15 protein-coding genes and 2 rRNA genes are annotated in these 17,819 nt (G+C 56.8%); 9 read left to right on the top strand and 8 right to left on the bottom strand.

What is annotated here, in order from left to right; translation table 11 throughout:
• Positions 1 to 3 precede the first annotated feature (3 nt).
• Positions 4 to 1,785: a GspE/PulE family protein gene (locus ACQUWM_RS17675; protein ID WP_428922989.1), complete on the top strand. Its 1,782-nt coding sequence runs from the start codon at positions 4 to 6 to the stop codon at positions 1,783 to 1,785.
• Positions 1,786 to 1,793: 8 nt separating this feature from the next.
• Here ACQUWM_RS17675 and ACQUWM_RS17670 read toward each other — a convergent pair whose 3' ends face one another.
• From ACQUWM_RS17670 to smrA, 6 genes are all read right to left on the bottom strand, one after another.
• Positions 1,794 to 2,834 (bottom strand): DUF3080 family protein, encoded by a 1,041-nt coding sequence (locus tag ACQUWM_RS17670; protein WP_428922988.1) that lies wholly within the window; start codon positions 2,832 to 2,834, stop codon positions 1,794 to 1,796.
• Positions 2,835 to 2,894: 60 nt separating this feature from the next.
• On the bottom strand, positions 2,895 to 3,587 hold the full coding sequence (gene mtnC, locus ACQUWM_RS17665; protein ID WP_428922987.1) for an acireductone synthase: 693 nt from the start codon (positions 3,585 to 3,587) through the stop codon (positions 2,895 to 2,897).
• A complete protein-coding gene (locus tag ACQUWM_RS17660) occupies positions 3,587 to 4,144 on the bottom strand; it encodes a 1,2-dihydroxy-3-keto-5-methylthiopentene dioxygenase (RefSeq protein WP_428922986.1) in 558 nt (185 codons plus the stop codon). The genes mtnC and ACQUWM_RS17660 overlap by 1 nt, the downstream gene beginning before the upstream one ends.
• Positions 4,141 to 4,773, bottom strand: a complete 633-nt coding sequence (locus tag ACQUWM_RS17655) for a methylthioribulose 1-phosphate dehydratase (protein WP_428922985.1) — start codon at positions 4,771 to 4,773, stop codon at positions 4,141 to 4,143. Before ACQUWM_RS17655 ends, ACQUWM_RS17660 begins: the two co-directional genes overlap by 4 nt.
• 43 nt (positions 4,774 to 4,816) lie before the next feature.
• Positions 4,817 to 5,011 carry a hypothetical protein gene (locus tag ACQUWM_RS17650; RefSeq protein WP_428922984.1) on the bottom strand — a complete coding sequence of 65 codons (195 nt, stop codon included), beginning with the start codon at positions 5,009 to 5,011 and terminating at the stop codon, positions 4,817 to 4,819.
• Positions 5,012 to 5,079: 68 nt separating this feature from the next.
• Positions 5,080 to 5,661, bottom strand: a complete 582-nt coding sequence (smrA, locus tag ACQUWM_RS17645; protein WP_407000990.1) for a DNA endonuclease SmrA — start codon at positions 5,659 to 5,661, stop codon at positions 5,080 to 5,082.
• Positions 5,662 to 5,822: 161 nt separating this feature from the next.
• Here smrA and ACQUWM_RS17640 point away from each other — a divergent pair, with 161 nt between their 5' ends.
• The 8 genes from ACQUWM_RS17640 to ACQUWM_RS17605 all read left to right on the top strand — a co-directional run bounded on the left by ACQUWM_RS17640 (position 5,823) and on the right by ACQUWM_RS17605 (position 17,233).
• Entirely contained in the window at positions 5,823 to 7,739 is a 1,917-nt protein-coding gene (locus ACQUWM_RS17640) for a putative nucleotidyltransferase substrate binding domain-containing protein (protein WP_407000991.1), read from the top strand.
• A gap of 17 nt (positions 7,740 to 7,756) precedes the next feature.
• Complete coding sequence (locus tag ACQUWM_RS17635; RefSeq protein WP_428923023.1) at positions 7,757 to 8,464, top strand: 3'-5' exonuclease; 708 nt, start codon at positions 7,757 to 7,759, stop codon at positions 8,462 to 8,464.
• 209 nt (positions 8,465 to 8,673) lie between these two features.
• Complete coding sequence (locus tag ACQUWM_RS17630) at positions 8,674 to 8,937, top strand: DUF4212 domain-containing protein (RefSeq protein ID WP_407000992.1); 264 nt, start codon at positions 8,674 to 8,676, stop codon at positions 8,935 to 8,937.
• A 6-nt stretch (positions 8,938 to 8,943) separates the two neighbouring features.
• Positions 8,944 to 10,710, top strand: coding sequence for a sodium:solute symporter family protein (locus tag ACQUWM_RS17625; RefSeq protein ID WP_428922983.1), 1,767 nt, complete (start codon positions 8,944 to 8,946; stop codon positions 10,708 to 10,710).
• Between the two features lie 98 nt (positions 10,711 to 10,808).
• Positions 10,809 to 11,315, top strand: a complete 507-nt coding sequence (locus tag ACQUWM_RS17620) for a hypothetical protein (RefSeq protein WP_407000994.1) — start codon at positions 10,809 to 10,811, stop codon at positions 11,313 to 11,315.
• Between the two features lie 52 nt (positions 11,316 to 11,367).
• Positions 11,368 to 14,883, top strand: coding sequence for a PAS domain-containing hybrid sensor histidine kinase/response regulator (locus ACQUWM_RS17615; protein ID WP_428922982.1), 3,516 nt, complete (start codon positions 11,368 to 11,370; stop codon positions 14,881 to 14,883).
• Positions 14,880 to 16,523 carry a tetratricopeptide repeat protein gene (locus ACQUWM_RS17610; protein WP_428922981.1) on the top strand — a complete coding sequence of 548 codons (1,644 nt, stop codon included), beginning with the start codon at positions 14,880 to 14,882 and terminating at the stop codon, positions 16,521 to 16,523. Before ACQUWM_RS17615 ends, ACQUWM_RS17610 begins: the two co-directional genes overlap by 4 nt.
• 5 nt (positions 16,524 to 16,528) lie before the next feature.
• Positions 16,529 to 17,233: a sensor histidine kinase gene (locus ACQUWM_RS17605; RefSeq protein ID WP_428923022.1), complete on the top strand. Its 705-nt coding sequence runs from the start codon at positions 16,529 to 16,531 to the stop codon at positions 17,231 to 17,233.
• Positions 17,234 to 17,501: 268 nt separating this feature from the next.
• Here ACQUWM_RS17605 and rrf read toward each other — a convergent pair.
• Positions 17,502 to 17,616: ribosomal RNA gene (gene rrf, locus ACQUWM_RS17600) — 5S ribosomal RNA — on the bottom strand.
• Positions 17,617 to 17,712: 96 nt separating this feature from the next.
• Positions 17,713 to 17,819 (bottom strand): 23S ribosomal RNA (locus ACQUWM_RS17595); the annotation flags it as partial.

Below are 17,819 nucleotides of genomic sequence, written 5' to 3'. Positions count from 1 at the left end.
CTTATGGGTAATCTCCGCGCGCCAGCACCGCTCAGAAGCACCCTGACCCTTCGCGACCTGGCAACGGCCCTGGTCTCCAGCGGTGAAATTTCCCAGCAGGATGCTGATCGCATTCTGCAGGCCAATATCGGTGCGGACACCGACCGCCGACACCCCCTTGAGCTGTTTGCCATCGCCAGCCTCAAGAGCCTGAATTCCGGCCGCACGCTGGATCTGGATCGCCTGACCCAGTGGCTGGCGGAGTGGGCGGGCCAACCCTGGTACCACATTGATCCCCTGAAGATTGATACGCCCTCCATCGCCAGGGTAATGTCCTACGCCTTTGCCCAGCGCCACGGCATACTGGCAGTCGAGATACACCCGGACGAGGTGCTGATCGCCAGCGCCGAGCCATTCAAGGGTGACTGGGAAAGCAACCTCCGCCAGGCGGTGCAGAAAGACATTCGCCGGGTTGTGGCCAACCCGGAGGATATCCGCCGCTATACGGTCGAGTTCTACCAGTTGGCCAATTCCGTCAGCAAGGCCAGCGGCCGGCAGGGGGCCGGTTCTGCCGGTAACCAGAATTTCGAGCAGCTGCTGGACCTGGGCGCCAACGAGAACCCCGATGCCAATGATCAGCACGTCGTCAAAATCGTGGACTGGCTATTGCAGTATGCGTTTGACCAGCGTGCATCCGATATTCACATCGAGCCGAGACGCAACGTCACTCAGGTACGCTTCCGGATCGACGGCGTGCTGCACAATGTGTATGAATTCCCGGATCAGGTAGGTGTGGCCGTCACCAGCCGCCTGAAAATCCTGGGACGCCTCAACGTCGCGGAAAAGCGCCGCCCCCAGGACGGCCGCATCAAAACTCGCAAGCCGGACAACAGCGAGGTGGAATTACGCCTTGCCACCATGCCCACGGCGTTTGGCGAAAAAATGGTGATGCGGATTTTCGATCCCGAGGTGCTGCTCAAGTCCTACGAACAGTTAGGCTTCTCCCGCGAAGACCGGGAGCGCTGGCACGATATTACCGATCGCCCCCACGGTATTGTCCTGGTCACCGGCCCCACCGGATCGGGCAAAACCACCACACTCTATTCGACGCTCAAGCAGTTGGCCTCCTCGGAGGTGAACCTCTGCACCATTGAAGACCCGATCGAGATGGTGGAGCCTGCCTTCAACCAGATGCAGGTCCAGACCAACATTGAGCTGACGTTTGCCTCCGGTGTCCGGGCGCTTCTGCGCCAGGATCCGGACATCATCATGATTGGCGAAATCCGCGATCTCGAAACCGCTGAAATGGCGGTACAGGCAGCGCTGACGGGGCATCTTGTGCTCTCTACCCTGCACACCAACGATGCACCCAGCGCAATCACGCGGCTGATGGAGCTGGGCATTCCACCTTACCTGATCCGTGCCACGGTTCTCGGGGTAATGGCACAGCGCCTGGCACGCACCCTCTGTCCTCACTGCAAGGCGCCCGGCCCCGTGGATGACCAGGCCTGGAAAAGCCTGACGCGCCCATGGAAAGCCCCGACGCCAGAGCAGGTGTACCAGCCGGTAGGCTGTCTGGAATGCCGGAACACCGGCTATTATGGCCGTGCCGGGGTTTATGAAATCCTCAAGTTGTCCGGCGACCTGAGCGCCCGGATCACCGATCAGTGCGAACTGGAGCAGTTGCGACTCGAGGCTTACAAGACCGGCATGAAATCCTTGCGATTAAGCGGCGCTCAGAAAGTGGCCGCGGGCCAGACAACAATTGAGGAAATACTGCGGGTTACCCCCGAAAGTCAGCGCTGATCGTCGGCTCAGGCGCCCGGCCTCAGACCACACTGTCCCAACAGTTGCTGCCAGCTCTCCGTGTGCTCTGCCATTGCACGATCCAGCGCCTGCCACAGACTGTCATCCCCGGTTGTGGCCAGGTAGCGGCGAGACCATGCCCTGAAGGAATCCGGCATTATCTCCTCCTGAGCGACGGACAAAGCCGCCAGCGGACGGATCAGGTCGTCCCGGGCGCGACGAACGTCACTCATATAGGGCTGGATCCTGTCGATGTAGACACTGAAAAACATGTTCCGGACGATATCGGACTGGTTGTTGGGCTTGCCATCAATACACAGCGGGCGACTGCCCAGCCGTGACCGGATAATAGCCGTGGCGTCGTCCAGCCTGGCTATCAGCAGGCGCGCACTGTTCAGCAACTGACCAGCCCGGTGCTCTGCCTGCCAGCGCTGATGCACTTCACCCACATAGTCCAGCGAGTGGTCGAGTCGGCCTTCCAGGAGGGATCGCACCGTTGAGTTGAGGCGGCTGACATCAGCGGAAAGGTCCGATACCGGGTTTCCATCGGCAGCAACGGGGAAATACCCCTTGGACAGGGTGAACAGTGTTTCAATTTCTTCCGTCGCCCAGGTTGCGTTCCAGATAGCTACTGGCAACGATTCCAGCTTGCTGTCTATCGCCTGTTCAACGCTCTTTTTCAACTTTTCGCGGCCGATATCCGGCAGGCAGTCACGGGCGGCTTCAATAAAACGGAGTTCGTAACGAAGTCGATTCAGCGGATCCATGACCCGCCCCATCACCGAGTTGCGCTCACCAACGACATACTGCAACTGACAGCCGTAGAGCGACAGGAAATCCAGGATGCCCAACTCCAGATCGGGCATGTCCATACGACGGTCGCGCCGACGCGGCATACGCTGGATCTCGGGCAATTCCGACAGCGCCCCCTCGCCATCGAGCACCCTGGCGACCCGCTCAACGTATTCATCCATCATCGACGGGGCTTCAGAGAAAGGGTTGCAGCCGGCGGTCACCAGAGCCAGGAAAGCAACAATCAGATGACGCACAATCACTGCGCAGATACCCCCTGAATCAGGACGAACGGCCTGCGTAGCGGCAGCAAGTCCTCAACGCTTTCTGAGCAGGTCGTCCACCTCGGCAAAGTTCCGGGCCACCACCCGGTCAGTGTCCGGCAGCTCCCCTTCCCGAACCAGCCAGGCGGTCTGGATACCGGCTTCCTCCGCGGCTTGCAGTTCCGCTTCCACATCGGAGAGAAACAGCACCGTTTCCGGCTCCACACCCAATTGCTCCAGGATATTGCGATAGGACTGGGCTTCCTTCTTGCCCCCTACCCGGGTATCGAAATAACCGGAGAAGAAGGGCGTGAAGTCCCCTGCTTCGCTGAATCCGAAAATCAGCTTCTGGGCCTTCACCGATCCGGAGGAATAGACGAACAACCTCAGCCCCCGGTCATGCCAGCGCTGAAGGTAATCCGCGGCATCCGGGTAGATATGGCCATGGAAGGCACCCTGCTGGTAACCCTGTTCCCAGAGCATGCCCTGCAGAGCCTTCAGGGATGTTTCCTTACGGTCATCGCGGATCCATGACTGGAGAACGGCAATCAACCCTTCGATGTCACCGCGATCAACCCCGGAGCGCTGCGCAACGGCATCAAGCTGCTCGGAAACTGCGGGATTATCCGCCGCCCCCTCACGGACAAAATCCGCGATATGCTCCGCCGCATAGGGAAACAGCACTTCGTGGACAAACGATATGGAGCTGGTGGTACCTTCAATGTCAGTGAGAATCACCCGGATCATCAAGCGACCCCAGCCAGTTTTTCATAGCGCGGCAGTCGGCTGGCGATGTCTTCACCGGTAAAATTCGCAACCCAGCCTTCAGGGTTTGAAAACAGGCGGATACAGGTGAAGCGGGGCTCAGGGCCCATATCGAACCAGTGGCGGGTACCGTCAGGCACACTGATCAGATCGTTTTTCTGGCACAGCACGGCAAATACCTGATCGTCCAGATGCAGATAGAACAAGCCCTGGCCGCGCACGAAGAAACGCACTTCATCTTCACTGTGTACGTGTTCATCCAGAAATTTCTGGCGCAGTGTGTCTTTCTGCGGGTTGTCGGGATTCAGGCTGATCACATCGGCGGTCTGAAACCCACATTCCTGTTTAAGCGCCGCTACCTCCGTCTGATAGGCTTCCAGAATCGCATCCTGGGCGGCGTCCTCTGGCAGATCTCGGGTCGGCCATTGCTCGAATCGAATGCCCTTTTCCCCCAGCAACCGTTGGATCTCGCTGGCGTCTTCCGTCACCGTCTGAGGTTGCTCTGGCTGGTTCTGGTTAAAAATGCTCAGGGTAGTCATGGACGAAGCCTCATGGTTGCAAGTTCACACTCAAACAGGAATTCAAACGCCTCAATATGCCTCAGGCAGTCTGCCATGGTCCTGCCCCAGGTATAAAGACCGTGGCCCCGGATCAGGTAACCGGGCTGTTCCGGATGGTCCCGGAACCATTGTTTTGTCCGCTCGGCCAGGTGCGGGATGTCCTGAGTGTTGTCGAAGACCGGCACGACCAGCGTGTCTTCATGGGTGTCGTGGCCGGGAAAGGCCTTCTGCAGTTCATAACCCTGTAGCTCCAGTGACTGATCCGGAGGCAGGATCCGACTGAGAACCGTCGCATTGACCGAGTGGGTATGAAGCACCGCCCCTACGTCAGGAAACTGATCGTACAGCACCGTGTGCAGCAGGGTCTCCGCAGACGAGCGGGCCTGGCTCTGAACTGCCTGGCCGGCCAGATCCACCACCATGACATCGCCAGCCCCCAGTTCGCCCTTGTGGCGACCGGAAACCGTAATGGCGATATGGTTGGCATCAATACGGGCAGAGTAGTTACTGCTGGTCGCCGGTGACCAGCCACGACCATACAGGAAGCGCCCGGCGTCAATAATGGACTCGGCCGCCCGGGCGTATCGGGTTACATCGAACAAGGGCATTCTCCAGACTCAGCCAACGCTGGGGCAGCGGGCAGTTTCAGACCTATTTTACGACAGCTTCGCCGTCCTGATCATTCCAGATCTTGCGGTCATCACCGTCCATTTTGCCTTTGGTATCCCAGACTTCCCGGTTTTCCGTGGCTTCATCCACCTTGCCATTGTCATTCCAGATCACCCGGTCCTTACAACCGGCCATCGCCAGGGATACACACACTACAAAGAACAGTTTCTTAGCCATAGCTTTCTCCAGAGTCCTGTCTTACCAGGCCGTATGATTGGTTCAGCCTTAGTATACAGGCGGCGCCGTTACCGGCTGCCATGTATTTCGCGATTATGTTGCTTGTCCCGCTCACTCTTGCGAACCATGACATAGACCGCGCCCGTGCCGCCATGGTGTTTCCGGGCCGAATGGAAGGCAAGCACGCTGTCCAGTTCCGGCAGCCATTTCGCGAGGTAACTTTTCAGTTGGGCAATACCATCCGGGTTGCGCTCGCCTTTGCCATGAAGAATGATGACCGAGCGAAGACCGTAGCGGACGCAATCGTTGATGAAACCGAAGACCTCCCGCCGGGCTTCCTCAACGGTCATGCGGTGCAGGTCCAGCCTCGCCTCGATCGGATACTGGCCCAGCCTCAGTTTGCGGAACACGCCATGCTGGACGCCAGGGCGCTGCCAGCTCAGAATATCGTGTGCCGTCAGGGGGTCCACCATATCGGATGTCAGATGATTCGCATCTTTCACGGGCTGGTCCACTGCAGACCGCTGGCGCTCCATATGACCGGGCGTCAATTCCCTCGGCGCTTTAACTTCCGCACGATTGGGCCTGCGGATGCGCCGGACATCCTTCATTTCTTCCAGAAAGCTCAGGCGCTCTTCTTTGGTCGTCATGATAATGTTGTTCAACGTTGGAGTTAACGGAACTGTACCACCCGGCCCTACGGGCATAAAGCCAGACAGTCTCAGTGTAGCTACCTGCGACGAACATCGTAGGGCTGCCCCACAGGGTCTGATCTACACTCGAGATTACAATATACAGGACGGACGATAGTATGGTTGCCGCCTCGACGAACACCCCCCGCCCCCAGAACACCCGTGCGATCATGATGTTTCTCCGGGAACACGCCCCGTTTTCCAGCATGGATGATACTCATCTTGCGCACTTTGCCGAGCATGCCTCACTACGCTTCTATGCCGATGGCGACATAGTGCTGTCTCCCGAGGATGGTCCGGTTCAGCGTTTCTATGTGGTGAAGCAGGGGCGGATTCGCGGCGAGCGCCACAACAGCAAGGAAGACAAGACTGAAACCACCTTCGAGATCAGTCTGGGTGAATGTTTCCCCCTGGCGGCGCTCGTTGGCGAACGCCCCACCAGTACCCTTCACCGTGCCTCGGGCGACACTTTCTGCCTGAGCATCGAACATGATGCCTTTGTCACCCTGCTTTCGGAAAGCGACCCATTCCGCGATTTTTGCCTGCGAGGGGTCAGCAGCCTGCTGGACCAGGTCAACCAGCGAATTCAGTCCGGTGCCATGGCGTCCATCGGTTCCAGCAGCTCCCTGGACACCCCTCTGGAGCGGTACGCCCTCAGGAATCCGATTGTCTGCTCCCCAGACCTCCCGGTTCGCAAGGCCGTCGCCCGGATGCACGAAAACAACGTGGGGAGCATCATCATTACCGATGATGTGCGGCGCCCCACCGGCATTTTTACCCTGAGGGACCTGCGCACCATGGTGGCGGAAGAAAAAGGCCCCCTCAACACCCCGATCAGTCAGTTCATGACCAGGAATCCTATTTGTCTGACCTCCAACGCCGATGCCTTTGAGGCCGCCATGCTGATGGCCGAACACCATTTTGCCCACCTGTGCGTGGTCGATGAGGAGCATCGCCTGATCGGAGTGGTTTCCGAACGTGACCTGTTCTCCCTCCAACGCGTGGACCTGGTCAATCTGGCCAGGACCATCGGAACCGCCGCCCATTTACGAACCCTCGTCAGCCTGCGCTCGGACGTATCCCGCCTGGTGGATGCCATGCTCGCCCATGGCGCCGACTCCGGCCAGGTGGTCAAAATCATTACCACTCTGAATGACGTAACTGTGCGGCGGGTGCTGGAGCTCAACATCAAGAAAAACGACCCCGGCATTCCCTTTACCTGGCTGACCTTCGGCAGTGAAGGAAGGCAGGAGCAAACGCTGCTGACCGACCAGGATAACGGCATTCTGTTTGAAACACCGGAAGGCATGACGGAAGAACAGGTGCGGGAGAAGCTTCTGCCGTTTGCAGAGCAGGTGAACAGGGAACTGGCAGAATGTGGCTTTACCTTGTGCAAAGGCAACATCATGGCCAGCAACCCGAAGCTTTGTCTGAGTAGTAGGGAATGGGACGACTGGTTTATTCGCTTCATCGACGCATCCACACCGCAAAATCTGGTGTATTCCTCCATTTTCCTCGACATGCGCGGGGTATTTGGCCCCACAGGGCCTCTGGAAGATCTGTACGGCAAGGTACTGACACGTATCCAGAAAAATGCCCTGTTCCAGAAAATGCTGGCTGGCAACGCCATGAACCGGCGACCGCCGCTCACTATGTTTCGCAATTTCCGTTACGCGCCAGACGGCAGGAAACACACCATTGACCTCAAGCGTCAGGGACTGGCCCCCTTTGTGGAGGCCGTCCGGGTGTTTGCCCTGGCAAACGGGGTAGAGGAAGCCAACACCCTTGAACGAATGGACCGGCTCGTTGCCAAGGGAGCGTTTGATCCCAAGGATGCCAATGCCTGGAAAGAAGCCTACAGCCTTATCCAGGCCATTCGCATGCGGGCCCACCAGGAAATGCTGAATCGCGATGAACCGCTGTCCAATTATATTGACCCGGATGACCTTAACCCGCTTGACCGTCGGATCCTGAGGGAATCGTTCCGACAGGCCCAGCGTCTCCAGCAAAAGCTGGAAGTCACCTACCAACTATGATGAAAGGGCTTGGCGATATGCTGGAACAGATCCGTCACTGGATTGATCAACGCCGCGCTGGAACGCGCGGGGCATATGACCCCGAGCACCTTCCCTCCCCCAGGGCCGCCGGTGATCAGGCGTTGTCCGACTGCCGGCTGGTTGTGCTGGATCTGGAGACCACCGGCCTTCACCCCGGAAAAGACCAGGTCATCGCCATCGGCGCCGTTGCCATCACGGGGAGCGTCATTCACCTGGAAGACCAGTTCGACCTGATTCTTCGCCGCCCTGAACTTGATATCAGCGAGACCGTGCTCATCCATGGCATCGGCCCCGAAGCCCTGACCCGGGGACATGAAACCGAAGACGCACTGGTTCACCTGCTGGAATGGATGAACGGTGACCCGATCCTGGCTTACCACTCGGCATTCGACCAGAAGTTCCTGGAGAAAACCCTGAGACAAACACTGGGCTACACCCAAAGCCACACCTGGATCGATGTGGCCGATTTGCTACCGGCTTTCTTCCCGGACGCCAAACCCGGCGGCCGCGGCCTGGACAACTGGGCCGATTTCTTCGGCCTGGAAGTCAGCGAACGCCATCACGCTGCTGCAGACGCGCTGGCGACTGCAGAATTGACGCTGATTGCACTCAATAAGGCACAAAAAAATGACGTTTCAACGCTTGGAGAGCTGACCAACAAGCTGCATTACTACCGGCGTCTGAAGAGGATGCAGCGCTTCTGAACCGATTCCCTTCGGGCTATGGAATCGTCCGATTCCGAGGCAAATGACTGAGAATTAGACCTTTTGCCAATATCTATATATCCCTTGACCAGTAAAGTCAGAGAAGACAACAAGTCGGAGAAGCACTTATATGAATAATAAATTCTCTAGCAATCGTATCTCTCCAGTAACACACCCAACCTCCACAACAACAATACAGGAGTGATCCTATGTCAGGTCATAGCTACGACGCTGAAAAGTACTGGAAGGCGAACCTCCGTCTGATATTCGGAAGTCTGATTGTCTGGGCTCTGGTATCCTACGGCTTCGCAATTCTGCTCCGCCCACTGCTCGCCGGTATCCCCATCGGCGGAACCGACCTGGGTTTCTGGTTTGCCCAGCAGGGCTCCATCCTGACGTTCATCGCTTTGATCTTCCACTACGCGTGGCGCATGAACAAGATCGATGAAAAATTCGGCGTGCACGAGGAGTAAGAACGAATGAGCCAATTTGCAATCAACATCATGTTCGTCGGGGGTTCGTTCCTCCTCTATATCGGCATCGCCATCTGGGCGAAGGCCGGAAGCACCAGTGATTTCTACGTTGCCGGTGGCGGCGTTCACCCGGTCACCAATGGTATGGCGATCGGTGCCGACTGGATGTCTGCTGCATCCTTCATTTCCATGGCGGGTCTGATTGCCGCCGGTGGTTACGCCAACTCCTCGTTCCTGATGGGGTGGACTGGCGGCTACGTCCTGCTGGCCATGCTGCTGGCGCCGTATCTGCGTAAATTCGGCAAGTTCACCGTTCCTGAGTTTATCGGTGACCGGTTCTACAGCAAAAATGCGCGGCTGGTGGCGGTTGTCTGTCTCATCGTTGCCTCAGTAACCTACGTCATTGGCCAGATGGCTGGCGCCGGCGTTGCTTTCTCCCGCTTCCTGGAAGTTGATGCAACCCTGGGGCTGATCATTGCCGCTATTGTGGTGTTCGTCTACGCGGTTCTCGGTGGTATGAAAGGCATCACCTACACTCAGGTTGCCCAGTACTGTGTACTGATTACCGCTTACACCATTCCGGCCGTATTTATCTCAATGCAGCTGACCGGTAACCCGATTCCACCTCTGGGCCTGTTCTCTACCCACATCGATTCCGGCATGCCCATCCTGGACAAACTGAATCAGGTCATTACCGACCTTGGTTTCAACGAGTACACCGCTGACATCGACAACAAGCTGAACATGGTCCTGTTCACCTTGTCATTGATGATCGGTACCGCGGGTCTGCCACACGTTATCATTCGTTTCTTCACCGTTCCGAAGGTAGCGGATGCACGCTGGTCTGCGGGTTGGGCATTGGTGTTCATTGCACTGCTGTACCTGACAGCGCCTGCCGTTGCTTCCATGGCTCGACTGAATCTGATGACCACCATCTATCCGGACGGCACCGCCGCTGAGCCCATTGAGTATGATGCGCGGCCATCCTGGGTCAGAGATTGGGAAGTGACAGGTCTGATTCAGTTCACCGACAAGAACGAAGATGGCCGGATTCAGCTGTACAACGACACACCTGAGTTCGAACCCCAGGCCCAGGCCCGTGGCTGGGAAGGTAATGAGCTGGTCGTCAACCGGGATATCTTGGTACTGGCCAATCCGGAAATCGCCAACCTGCCGGGCTGGGTCATCGGCCTGATTGCAGCCGGTGGTCTCGCTGCAGCGCTGTCTACGGCAGCCGGCCTGTTACTTGCGATTTCCTCCGCAGTCAGTCACGACCTGATAAAAGGCTCGATCAATCCGGCGATCACAGAGAAAGGCGAGCTGTTAGCAGCACGTATTTCGATGGCCGTTGCGATTGTTGTCGCCACCTACCTGGGTGCCAATCCACCGGGCTTTGCGGCACAGGTTGTTGCTCTCGCATTCGGTATAGCGGCGGCTTCCCTGTTCCCGGCCCTGATGATGGGTATCTTCTCCAAACGAGTGAACAACACCGGTGCCATTGCCGGTATGCTTAGCGGCCTGACGTTTACTCTGGTATACATCTTCGTATACAAAGGCTGGCTGTTCATTCCTGGCACAGCAAACCTGCCAGATACTCCGGAAAACTGGGTACTGGGCATCTCCCCGCTCTCTATCGGTGCGGTTGGTGCAGTCGTCAACTTTGCGGTAGCCTTCGTGGTATCCAACGCCACTGAAGAACCGCCCGTTGAGATTCAGGAGCTGGTTGAGAGCGTCCGTTACCCACGTGGTGCCGGTCAGGCTCAGGACCACTAAGCAACAACTCAACCTGATTCATTCGCAGAATTGACAGGTTGAACCTGGACGGGCTTCCTCAATGAGGGAGCCCGTTCTTTTTTTGAGGAAATGATTTTATGTTCTGGACACTAGTTGCCACTGTTTTTTGCGGCCTGGGTGCAGCCGGTATTGCTCTTGGCATTCGCGCAGCCACCCGAAACAAAGCCCCACGATGGATCATTCCCGTTTTCGCAGGAGTGGGCATGCTCGCCTACCTCATTCAGGGAGAATACACATGGTACGACCATAAGAAGGCACAACTCCCGGAAGAAGCGGTCGTTGTGAATACGCAGGACGACGGTATCTTCTGGCGACCCTGGACATTTGTCTTCCCTTACACCACATCCTTCACAACGGTGGATACCAAAAGCATCGTCCGTGATAGTGACAATCGTAACGTTGTCCGATTTACACTCTATCGGTTCGAGCAAAAGATGACGGATGCGGTATCCCACCGTATTCATATTATAAACTGTGCCACCCAAGAGCTTGTTCCATTGGGTTCCGACGGCAGACCCCGTGTTGATAACCTGAAAACACTTGTTTCCGGGGATCCCCTGCTGGAGACCGTTTGCTCCGGCTGACACGCCGTAAACTGACTGCCCAACCCGCCAGAGGTAACGGGAATGCGTAACGATGATTAGTGCCTGGCTGCTGGTTTTAATTTCCATAACGTACATTTCGATTCTGTTTGTCATTGCCTGGGCAGGCGACAAGCATCCCGGACTGTATCGCCGCAAACTGGCCAGAACACACATTTACGCCCTTTCACTGGCGGTGTATTTCACCTCATGGACCTTCTATGGCGCAGTCGGACGCGCCACCCAGGAAGGATTGGGTTTCCTTCCCATTTATCTCGGGCCACTGATCCTCTTTGTTTTTGGCGCCCCTCTGTTGCGCCGAATCATCTACATCAGCAAACGCAACAACAGCACATCGATTGCCGACTTCATTGCCTCCCGCTACGGCAAGTCCCAGGTTCTGGCGGCCATGATCGCTACATTCGCGCTGATTGGCAGCGTTCCGTATATTGCACTTCAGCTCAAAGCCATCTCCATGGGGTTCACCGTCTTATCCGAGAACGGTAGCGGCTACCAAGAACTCAGCACCGCAGCCTGGAACGACTCTGCCTGGTATATCACTCTTGTGCTCGCCGTATTCACCGTACTGTTCGGGACGCGGCACCTGGAGTCCACGGAACACCATCGGGGGATGATTCAGGCTGTTGCTTTTGAATCATTGATCAAGATTGTGGCTTTCGTGGCTGTGGGCCTGTTTGTTGGCTACGGCCTTTATGGAGGGTTCGGAGACTTGCTCGGCAGGGTACGGGAGGCCGGACTTACCGGAACCCTGACAACCGATGGTATCGAGGCACCTGCCTTTATTACCCAGACCCTCGTGGCCATGCTCGCGATTATCTGTCTGCCCCGACAGTTTCACGTCATGGTGGTGGAGAACACAGACCACCGGGATTTCGAGACAGCCCGCTGGGCTATGCCAATCTATCTCATCATTGCCAGCGCCTTCGTGCTTCCCATTGCCGCCGCAGGTCTGCTCCATCCGGAAGCCGGCATCACCGACCCCGATATCCTGATCCTGAAACTGCCCATTCTCGCCGGCGAGGAGTGGCTTGCCATTCTCGCCTTCCTGGGTGGCGGCTCGGCTGCGGCCGCAATGGTGATTGTGTGTTCCGTCGCCATTGCCACCATGGTCAGCAACGAAATCATCATGCCAGCACTGCTCAAGTTCTTCCGTCCCAGGATGAATCAGCGTGCCGACCTCAGCCACCTCCTGCTGAGCATTCGCCGTGTGGCCATCTTCGTGGTGTTGCTGACTGCTTACGGTTTTTACCGGATGGCGGGTGAAGACTACAGCCTGACAGCCTTTGGCCTGCTGTCTTTTGCGGCAGCGGCCCAGTTCGGTCCGGCACTCGTGGGTGGCATTATCTGGCGACAGGGCAATCTCACCGGGGCCAGCTGGGGCCTGGGACTGGGTTTCCTGATGTGGTGTTACACCATGCTGTTGCCGGCCCTCGCCTCCACCGGCTGGCTCACCGATACGCTGATAGACCAGGGTATCTGGGGAATGGCCTGGACACGTCCGACGGCACTGTTCGGCACAGAGTTCGATCCAATCAGCCACGGTATTATCTGGAGCCTGGGCATCAACACTCTGACCTACATTGTGCTGTCAATGCTGACGCGCCAGCGTGTACGCGAGAAAATCCAGATCGCGTCCTTCTTCCACGACCCCCAACCCAAAGCTGAAACACCCCAACAACAGACATGGCAGGGAGAGGTCCTGACATCGGATCTTCAAGCCCTTACTGATCGTTTCATGGGGGATGAACGTTCCGAAACCATTCTCCGAAATTACGAGCGCCGGAACGCCATTCGCCTGCACCCTCACCGACCAGCATCGTCACACTTGATGAGGTACATTGAACGGCAGCTGGCCTCGGTGATCGGCGCGTCAACCGCTCGGGTGGTTCTCGAATCAACACTCACCGGTCGTGACATGCAGATCGAGGATGTGGTCAGCATTGTCGATGAAGCCTCACAGGCGATGACGTTCAGCCGTGAGCTGCTACAGTCTGCCATCGAGAACATCAGCCTTGGGGTGTCGGTAGTCAATCACCAACAACAGCTTGTGGTCTGGAACCACCGGTATCTGGAGTTGTTCAACTATCCCAAAGGCTACGTTCGTGTCGGGCGTCCGGTCGAAGACCTGATGCGCTACAACCTGACCAACGCCAACCTGTCCGCCCGTCGGATTGACGAGATCATTGCCGACCGCTGTGGCAGCATGCGCGACGGACTGCCCATGTCCTACGAGCGCCAGCGCCCCGATGGCACCGTCTTGCGGGTCGATGGCAGCCCCATTCCCGGCGGGGGCTATGTCACGACGTTTCAGGATATTACCGCGATGAGGCGCACGGAGCAGGCCCTCAAGGAAACCAATATCTACCTGGAGCAACGGGTTAAGGAACGGACCCAGGAACTGCAGGTCATCAACGAACAGATGCTGAAAGCCAAGTCCGTTGCGGAACAGGCAAACCAGAGTAAGACCCGCTTCCTCGCATCGGCCAGTCATGATTTATTGCAACCGCTGAACGCTGCCCGCCTGTTCACCTCCGCCCTGGCCGGCAAAGCCGACGGGGACATGAAGGATCTGGTGGAACACATCGACAGCTCACTGGGCGCCGCTGAGGAAATTATCAGCACTCTGCTGGACATCTCGAAACTCGACGCCGGCGCACTGGAGCCGGACATCGGCGCTTTCCCGGTTAACGACATGATGCGACACCTGGCAACGGACTTCTCAGCCATCGCCATAGACCAGGGGCTGGAGCTACATGTGGTACCGAGTACGGTATGGATCCGCTCTGATGCAAAACTGCTGCGGCGGGTAGTACAGAACTTCCTGTCCAACGCCATCCGGTATACCCCGGAAGGAAAGATTCTGCTGGGCTGCCGTCGACTGAAGGGCTATGCCCGTATTGAAGTCTGGGATACCGGCCCGGGGATTCCCGAGGATCAGCTTGCCCATATCTTCGAGGAATTCCGCCGCTTCCAGCACGGTCGTGACAAGAAAGGCCTGGGGCTTGGCCTGGCCATCGTGGACCGGATCAGTGGCATGCTCAATCACCCGGTCAACGTTCATTCTGTTCAGGGGCGAGGCAGTGTCTTCAGTATTACCGTTCCGGTTGTCCCCGCGGAACAGCCCCAGATAACGGCGGTAAAAAGTCAGGCCAGCTCTCGTCGTGTATCGAGCCTGGGAGGACTCCAGGTCCTCTGCATCGATAACGACCCCGCCATCCTCCAGGGTATGGCCGCGCTGCTGGGCAACTGGCAGTGTGAGGTAACCTCAGCGGAAAGTCTCGACGACGCCCGCCACAAGCTGGACGGACAGCAACCCGATATTATACTTGCTGATTATCAACTTGATGATAACAGGAACGGGCTGGACGCCATGGACGCGCTGAGAGACGGATTCAGCAATGACGTCCCCGGTATACTGATTACCGGTTACATGGCGCCCGAAGTCAGGGAAGATGCAATAGCGCGAGGCTACCAGATTCTCTACAAACCGGTGAAGCCCGCCGCACTGCGGGCACTGGTTAACAAGCTACTGAAGCAGCAGCGTCCATGACAGACAAAACGAGATCCAGCGGGGGCAATCCTTTTGGAAAGCTCCATTACCTGATCATCGATGATTTTGAGAATTTCCGGCTCTCCATGCGCCAGATGCTACGCAGTTGTGGCGCCGACAAGATAGAGCTGGTCGCTCATGGCGCCCCGGCGATTCAATACTGTGCCTACAATCACGTTGATGTGGTTCTGTGTGACTACAATCTTGGTGAAGGCAAGAATGGCCAGCATATTCTGGAGGAACTGAGACACAAGAAACTGCTCAAGCGATCGTCCCTGTTCCTGATGGTGACTGCGGAAACCTCCAAGGAAATGGTGATGGGGGCGAGGGAGTACCAACCTGATGCCTACCTGACCAAACCGATTAACCGCGCCATGCTGGAAAAGCGCCTCAGTGGCATGATCGACCAGCGCAATGCACTGCTCCCCATTAACCGTGAGATCGACCGGGAAAACTACCCGGAGGCGATTTCACTGTGTCTGAAAACCCTGCCCAAGCAGCCCCGTTATAAAACCTGGCTGATGAAAACCCTGGCCGACCTCTACTATCAGGTCGGCGACTACAGCCACGCCCTCAAGATCTATACAGATGTCCTCAACCAACGGGATCTGTCATGGGCAAGACTTGGCCGGGGCAAGATCCTCCTGGCCACCCAGAACTATGATCAGGCCGTCTCAGTCCTCAGGGAACTGCTCAGCAAGCACCCGGATTATATGGAGGCCTATGACCTGCTCGCCGATGGCCTCGAACGCCAGGGCCGCGTGACACAGGCACAGCAGGTACTGGAAAAGGCCACGGAACGCTCACCCAATGCGCTGCTGCGGCAGAAACAACTGGCTTGCCTCGCTACGTCTAACCAGGACATGTCCACCGCTTCCGATGCCTGGCGTCAAACAGTGAACCTTGGCACCCACTCCATCCATGACAGTTCAGACCATTACCTCTCGCTGGGTCAGACACTGTCTGACCTGAGTGAAGGTGACTCCAGCGACGAAGGTTCGAAGCATGCAGACGAAGCCATCAAAGTGTTATCCAGAATGGAGAAACGCTTCTCTGATGACGACGGCGTACAGGTACGAAGCCGAATTGTTCAATCCAGGATATATGCCGGGCAGGGAAGGATAGGAGAGGCTGAAAAAGCACTTGAGTCCGTGGCAGAGGCCTTGGCCGATCCGGATCTGATTGACGCCGACACCGGCATTGATTATGCCAAGACCCTTTTCCGACTCGGCCGTGAGGACCAGGCCAAACATTTGTTGGGACAGTTAGCCCAGCGCTTTAGTGAGGAACCGGACACTCTGCAGAAAATAGAAAACCTGCTGGATGAACCTGTTGGCTTCCGCCAGAAACTACAAGCCAGAGCCCAAAACCGGGATGGAATCAAAGCATTCGAATCCGGCGACCTGGAAGCAGCTATTGATCAATTCTCCGCTGCGCTCGCTATCGTGCCAGCGCACGCCGCACTCAACCTGAACCTGGTTCAGGTCCTTATGAAAAAGTACGCGGATGGCGAGAACGATCCACAATTATTGCAGCGGTGCCAGCAACACCTGGACAGACTTGCCAGCTTGCCGGAACAGCACCGGCAATATCGTCGCTATCTCGCATTGAGCAAAAAACTGAAAGGAATGATGGCATGAACAAGATGTCTGACCAGAGTACCGATAGTCCCCGGGACAATCATATCGACTTTTCCATGGTTCTGGCCTCCGCTGTCCATGACATGAAAAACTCCCTCGGCATGTTGCTCAACTCCCTCGATGAATTACGGGCGGATCATGCCGACAGCATGGGCGAATCGTCCCGTTTCAACACTCTGCAATACGAAGCAGAACGCATGCACAACGATCTCGTACAGTTGCTTGGCATATACCGGCTTGGTGAAAATAACCTGTCAGCACACATCGAAGAGCATTTTGTGCCGGATTTCCTGTCAGATCACCTCGCCCGTCACACGCCCTTGCTGGAAGGGCTCGGGCTTGAGTACTCCGTAGAAGCGGATGATATCAACGGTTTCTTTGACGATGACCTGCTGACCGGGGTGCTGAATAACACCATCAACAATGCCATCCGATACACCAAAAGCCGAATACGGCTGACTGCTGGCGAAAAAGACGGATATCTGGTGATCGGCGTTGAAGATGACGGCGAGGGTTATCCGGAAACGATGCAACATAACGGAACTCCGAATTTCAAATCCCTGGACTTCAAAAGCGGCAGCACCAGTCTTGGGCTGTTTTTCGCCTCTTCGGTCGCCAGACTGCACAGCGAGGGGGAGCGCACAGGCTCTATCCGGCTCCATAACGGTGGCAGTTTGGGTGGCGGGGTGTTTGAGATCTGGCTGCCTTAAAGCAGCCTGTCGACGAGTTTTCTTTCAGGCAATAAAAAACCCCAACATCAAGGATGCTGGGGTTTTCGGTATTAGGAGCCTGACGATGACCTACATTGCTCAGGCCTGCGGCCTTCGGCCCTACGGGCCCGCCGTCGCTGCGCTCCCGCGTCCTGCGCTTGCCTGCGGCAAGCTGGTCACATGGGGGCCGTTGTAGTGCACAGCAGGGCCTCGATCCAAAATAAAAAAGCCCCGGCAGCATACGCTGTCGGGGCTGTTTTATTTAGGAGCCTGACGATGACCTACTCTCACATGGGCAACGCCACACTACCATCGGCGCAGGTCTGTTTCACTTCTGAGTTCGGGATGGGATCAGGTGGTTCCAGACCGCTATGGTCGTCAGGCAAAACGGTTGATCACTGGGTGGACGAGAAGGAACGTGTGTCTTTCGACTGTGATATTGATTTCGTTGCGTTATCCGCAATTGTCTTGGGTGTTATATAGTCAAGCCGCACGAGCAATTAGTATCGGTTAGCTCAACGCCTCGCAGCGCTTACACACCCGACCTATCAACGTCCTGGTCTTGAACGGCTCTTCAGGGACCTCA

Source organism: Marinobacter sp. DUT-3 (assembly GCF_050379435.1).
Classification (GTDB): Bacteria; Pseudomonadota; Gammaproteobacteria; order Pseudomonadales; family Oleiphilaceae; genus Marinobacter.
Note: the sequence above shows the minus strand (reverse complement) of the source record. Positions and strands in the feature narration are given on the sequence as shown.

Coding starts and splice junctions, on each gene's coding strand:
- ACQUWM_RS17675 (WP_428922989.1), top strand. CDS start 4: ATGGGTAATCTCCGCGCGCCAGCACCGCTCAGAAGCACCCTGACCCTT.
- mtnC (WP_428922987.1), bottom strand. CDS start 3,587: ATGATCCGGGTGATTCTCACTGACATTGAAGGTACCACCAGCTCCATA.
- ACQUWM_RS17660 (WP_428922986.1), bottom strand. CDS start 4,144: ATGACTACCCTGAGCATTTTTAACCAGAACCAGCCAGAGCAACCTCAG.
- ACQUWM_RS17655 (WP_428922985.1), bottom strand. CDS start 4,773: ATGCCCTTGTTCGATGTAACCCGATACGCCCGGGCGGCCGAGTCCATT.
- ACQUWM_RS17650 (WP_428922984.1), bottom strand. CDS start 5,011: ATGGCTAAGAAACTGTTCTTTGTAGTGTGTGTATCCCTGGCGATGGCC.
- smrA (WP_407000990.1), bottom strand. CDS start 5,661: ATGACGACCAAAGAAGAGCGCCTGAGCTTTCTGGAAGAAATGAAGGAT.
- ACQUWM_RS17640 (WP_407000991.1), top strand. CDS start 5,823: ATGGTTGCCGCCTCGACGAACACCCCCCGCCCCCAGAACACCCGTGCG.
- ACQUWM_RS17635 (WP_428923023.1), top strand. CDS start 7,757: ATGCTGGAACAGATCCGTCACTGGATTGATCAACGCCGCGCTGGAACG.
- ACQUWM_RS17630 (WP_407000992.1), top strand. CDS start 8,674: ATGTCAGGTCATAGCTACGACGCTGAAAAGTACTGGAAGGCGAACCTC.
- ACQUWM_RS17625 (WP_428922983.1), top strand. CDS start 8,944: ATGAGCCAATTTGCAATCAACATCATGTTCGTCGGGGGTTCGTTCCTC.
- ACQUWM_RS17620 (WP_407000994.1), top strand. CDS start 10,809: ATGTTCTGGACACTAGTTGCCACTGTTTTTTGCGGCCTGGGTGCAGCC.
- ACQUWM_RS17615 (WP_428922982.1), top strand. CDS start 11,368: ATGATTAGTGCCTGGCTGCTGGTTTTAATTTCCATAACGTACATTTCG.
- ACQUWM_RS17610 (WP_428922981.1), top strand. CDS start 14,880: ATGACAGACAAAACGAGATCCAGCGGGGGCAATCCTTTTGGAAAGCTC.
- ACQUWM_RS17605 (WP_428923022.1), top strand. CDS start 16,529: ATGTCTGACCAGAGTACCGATAGTCCCCGGGACAATCATATCGACTTT.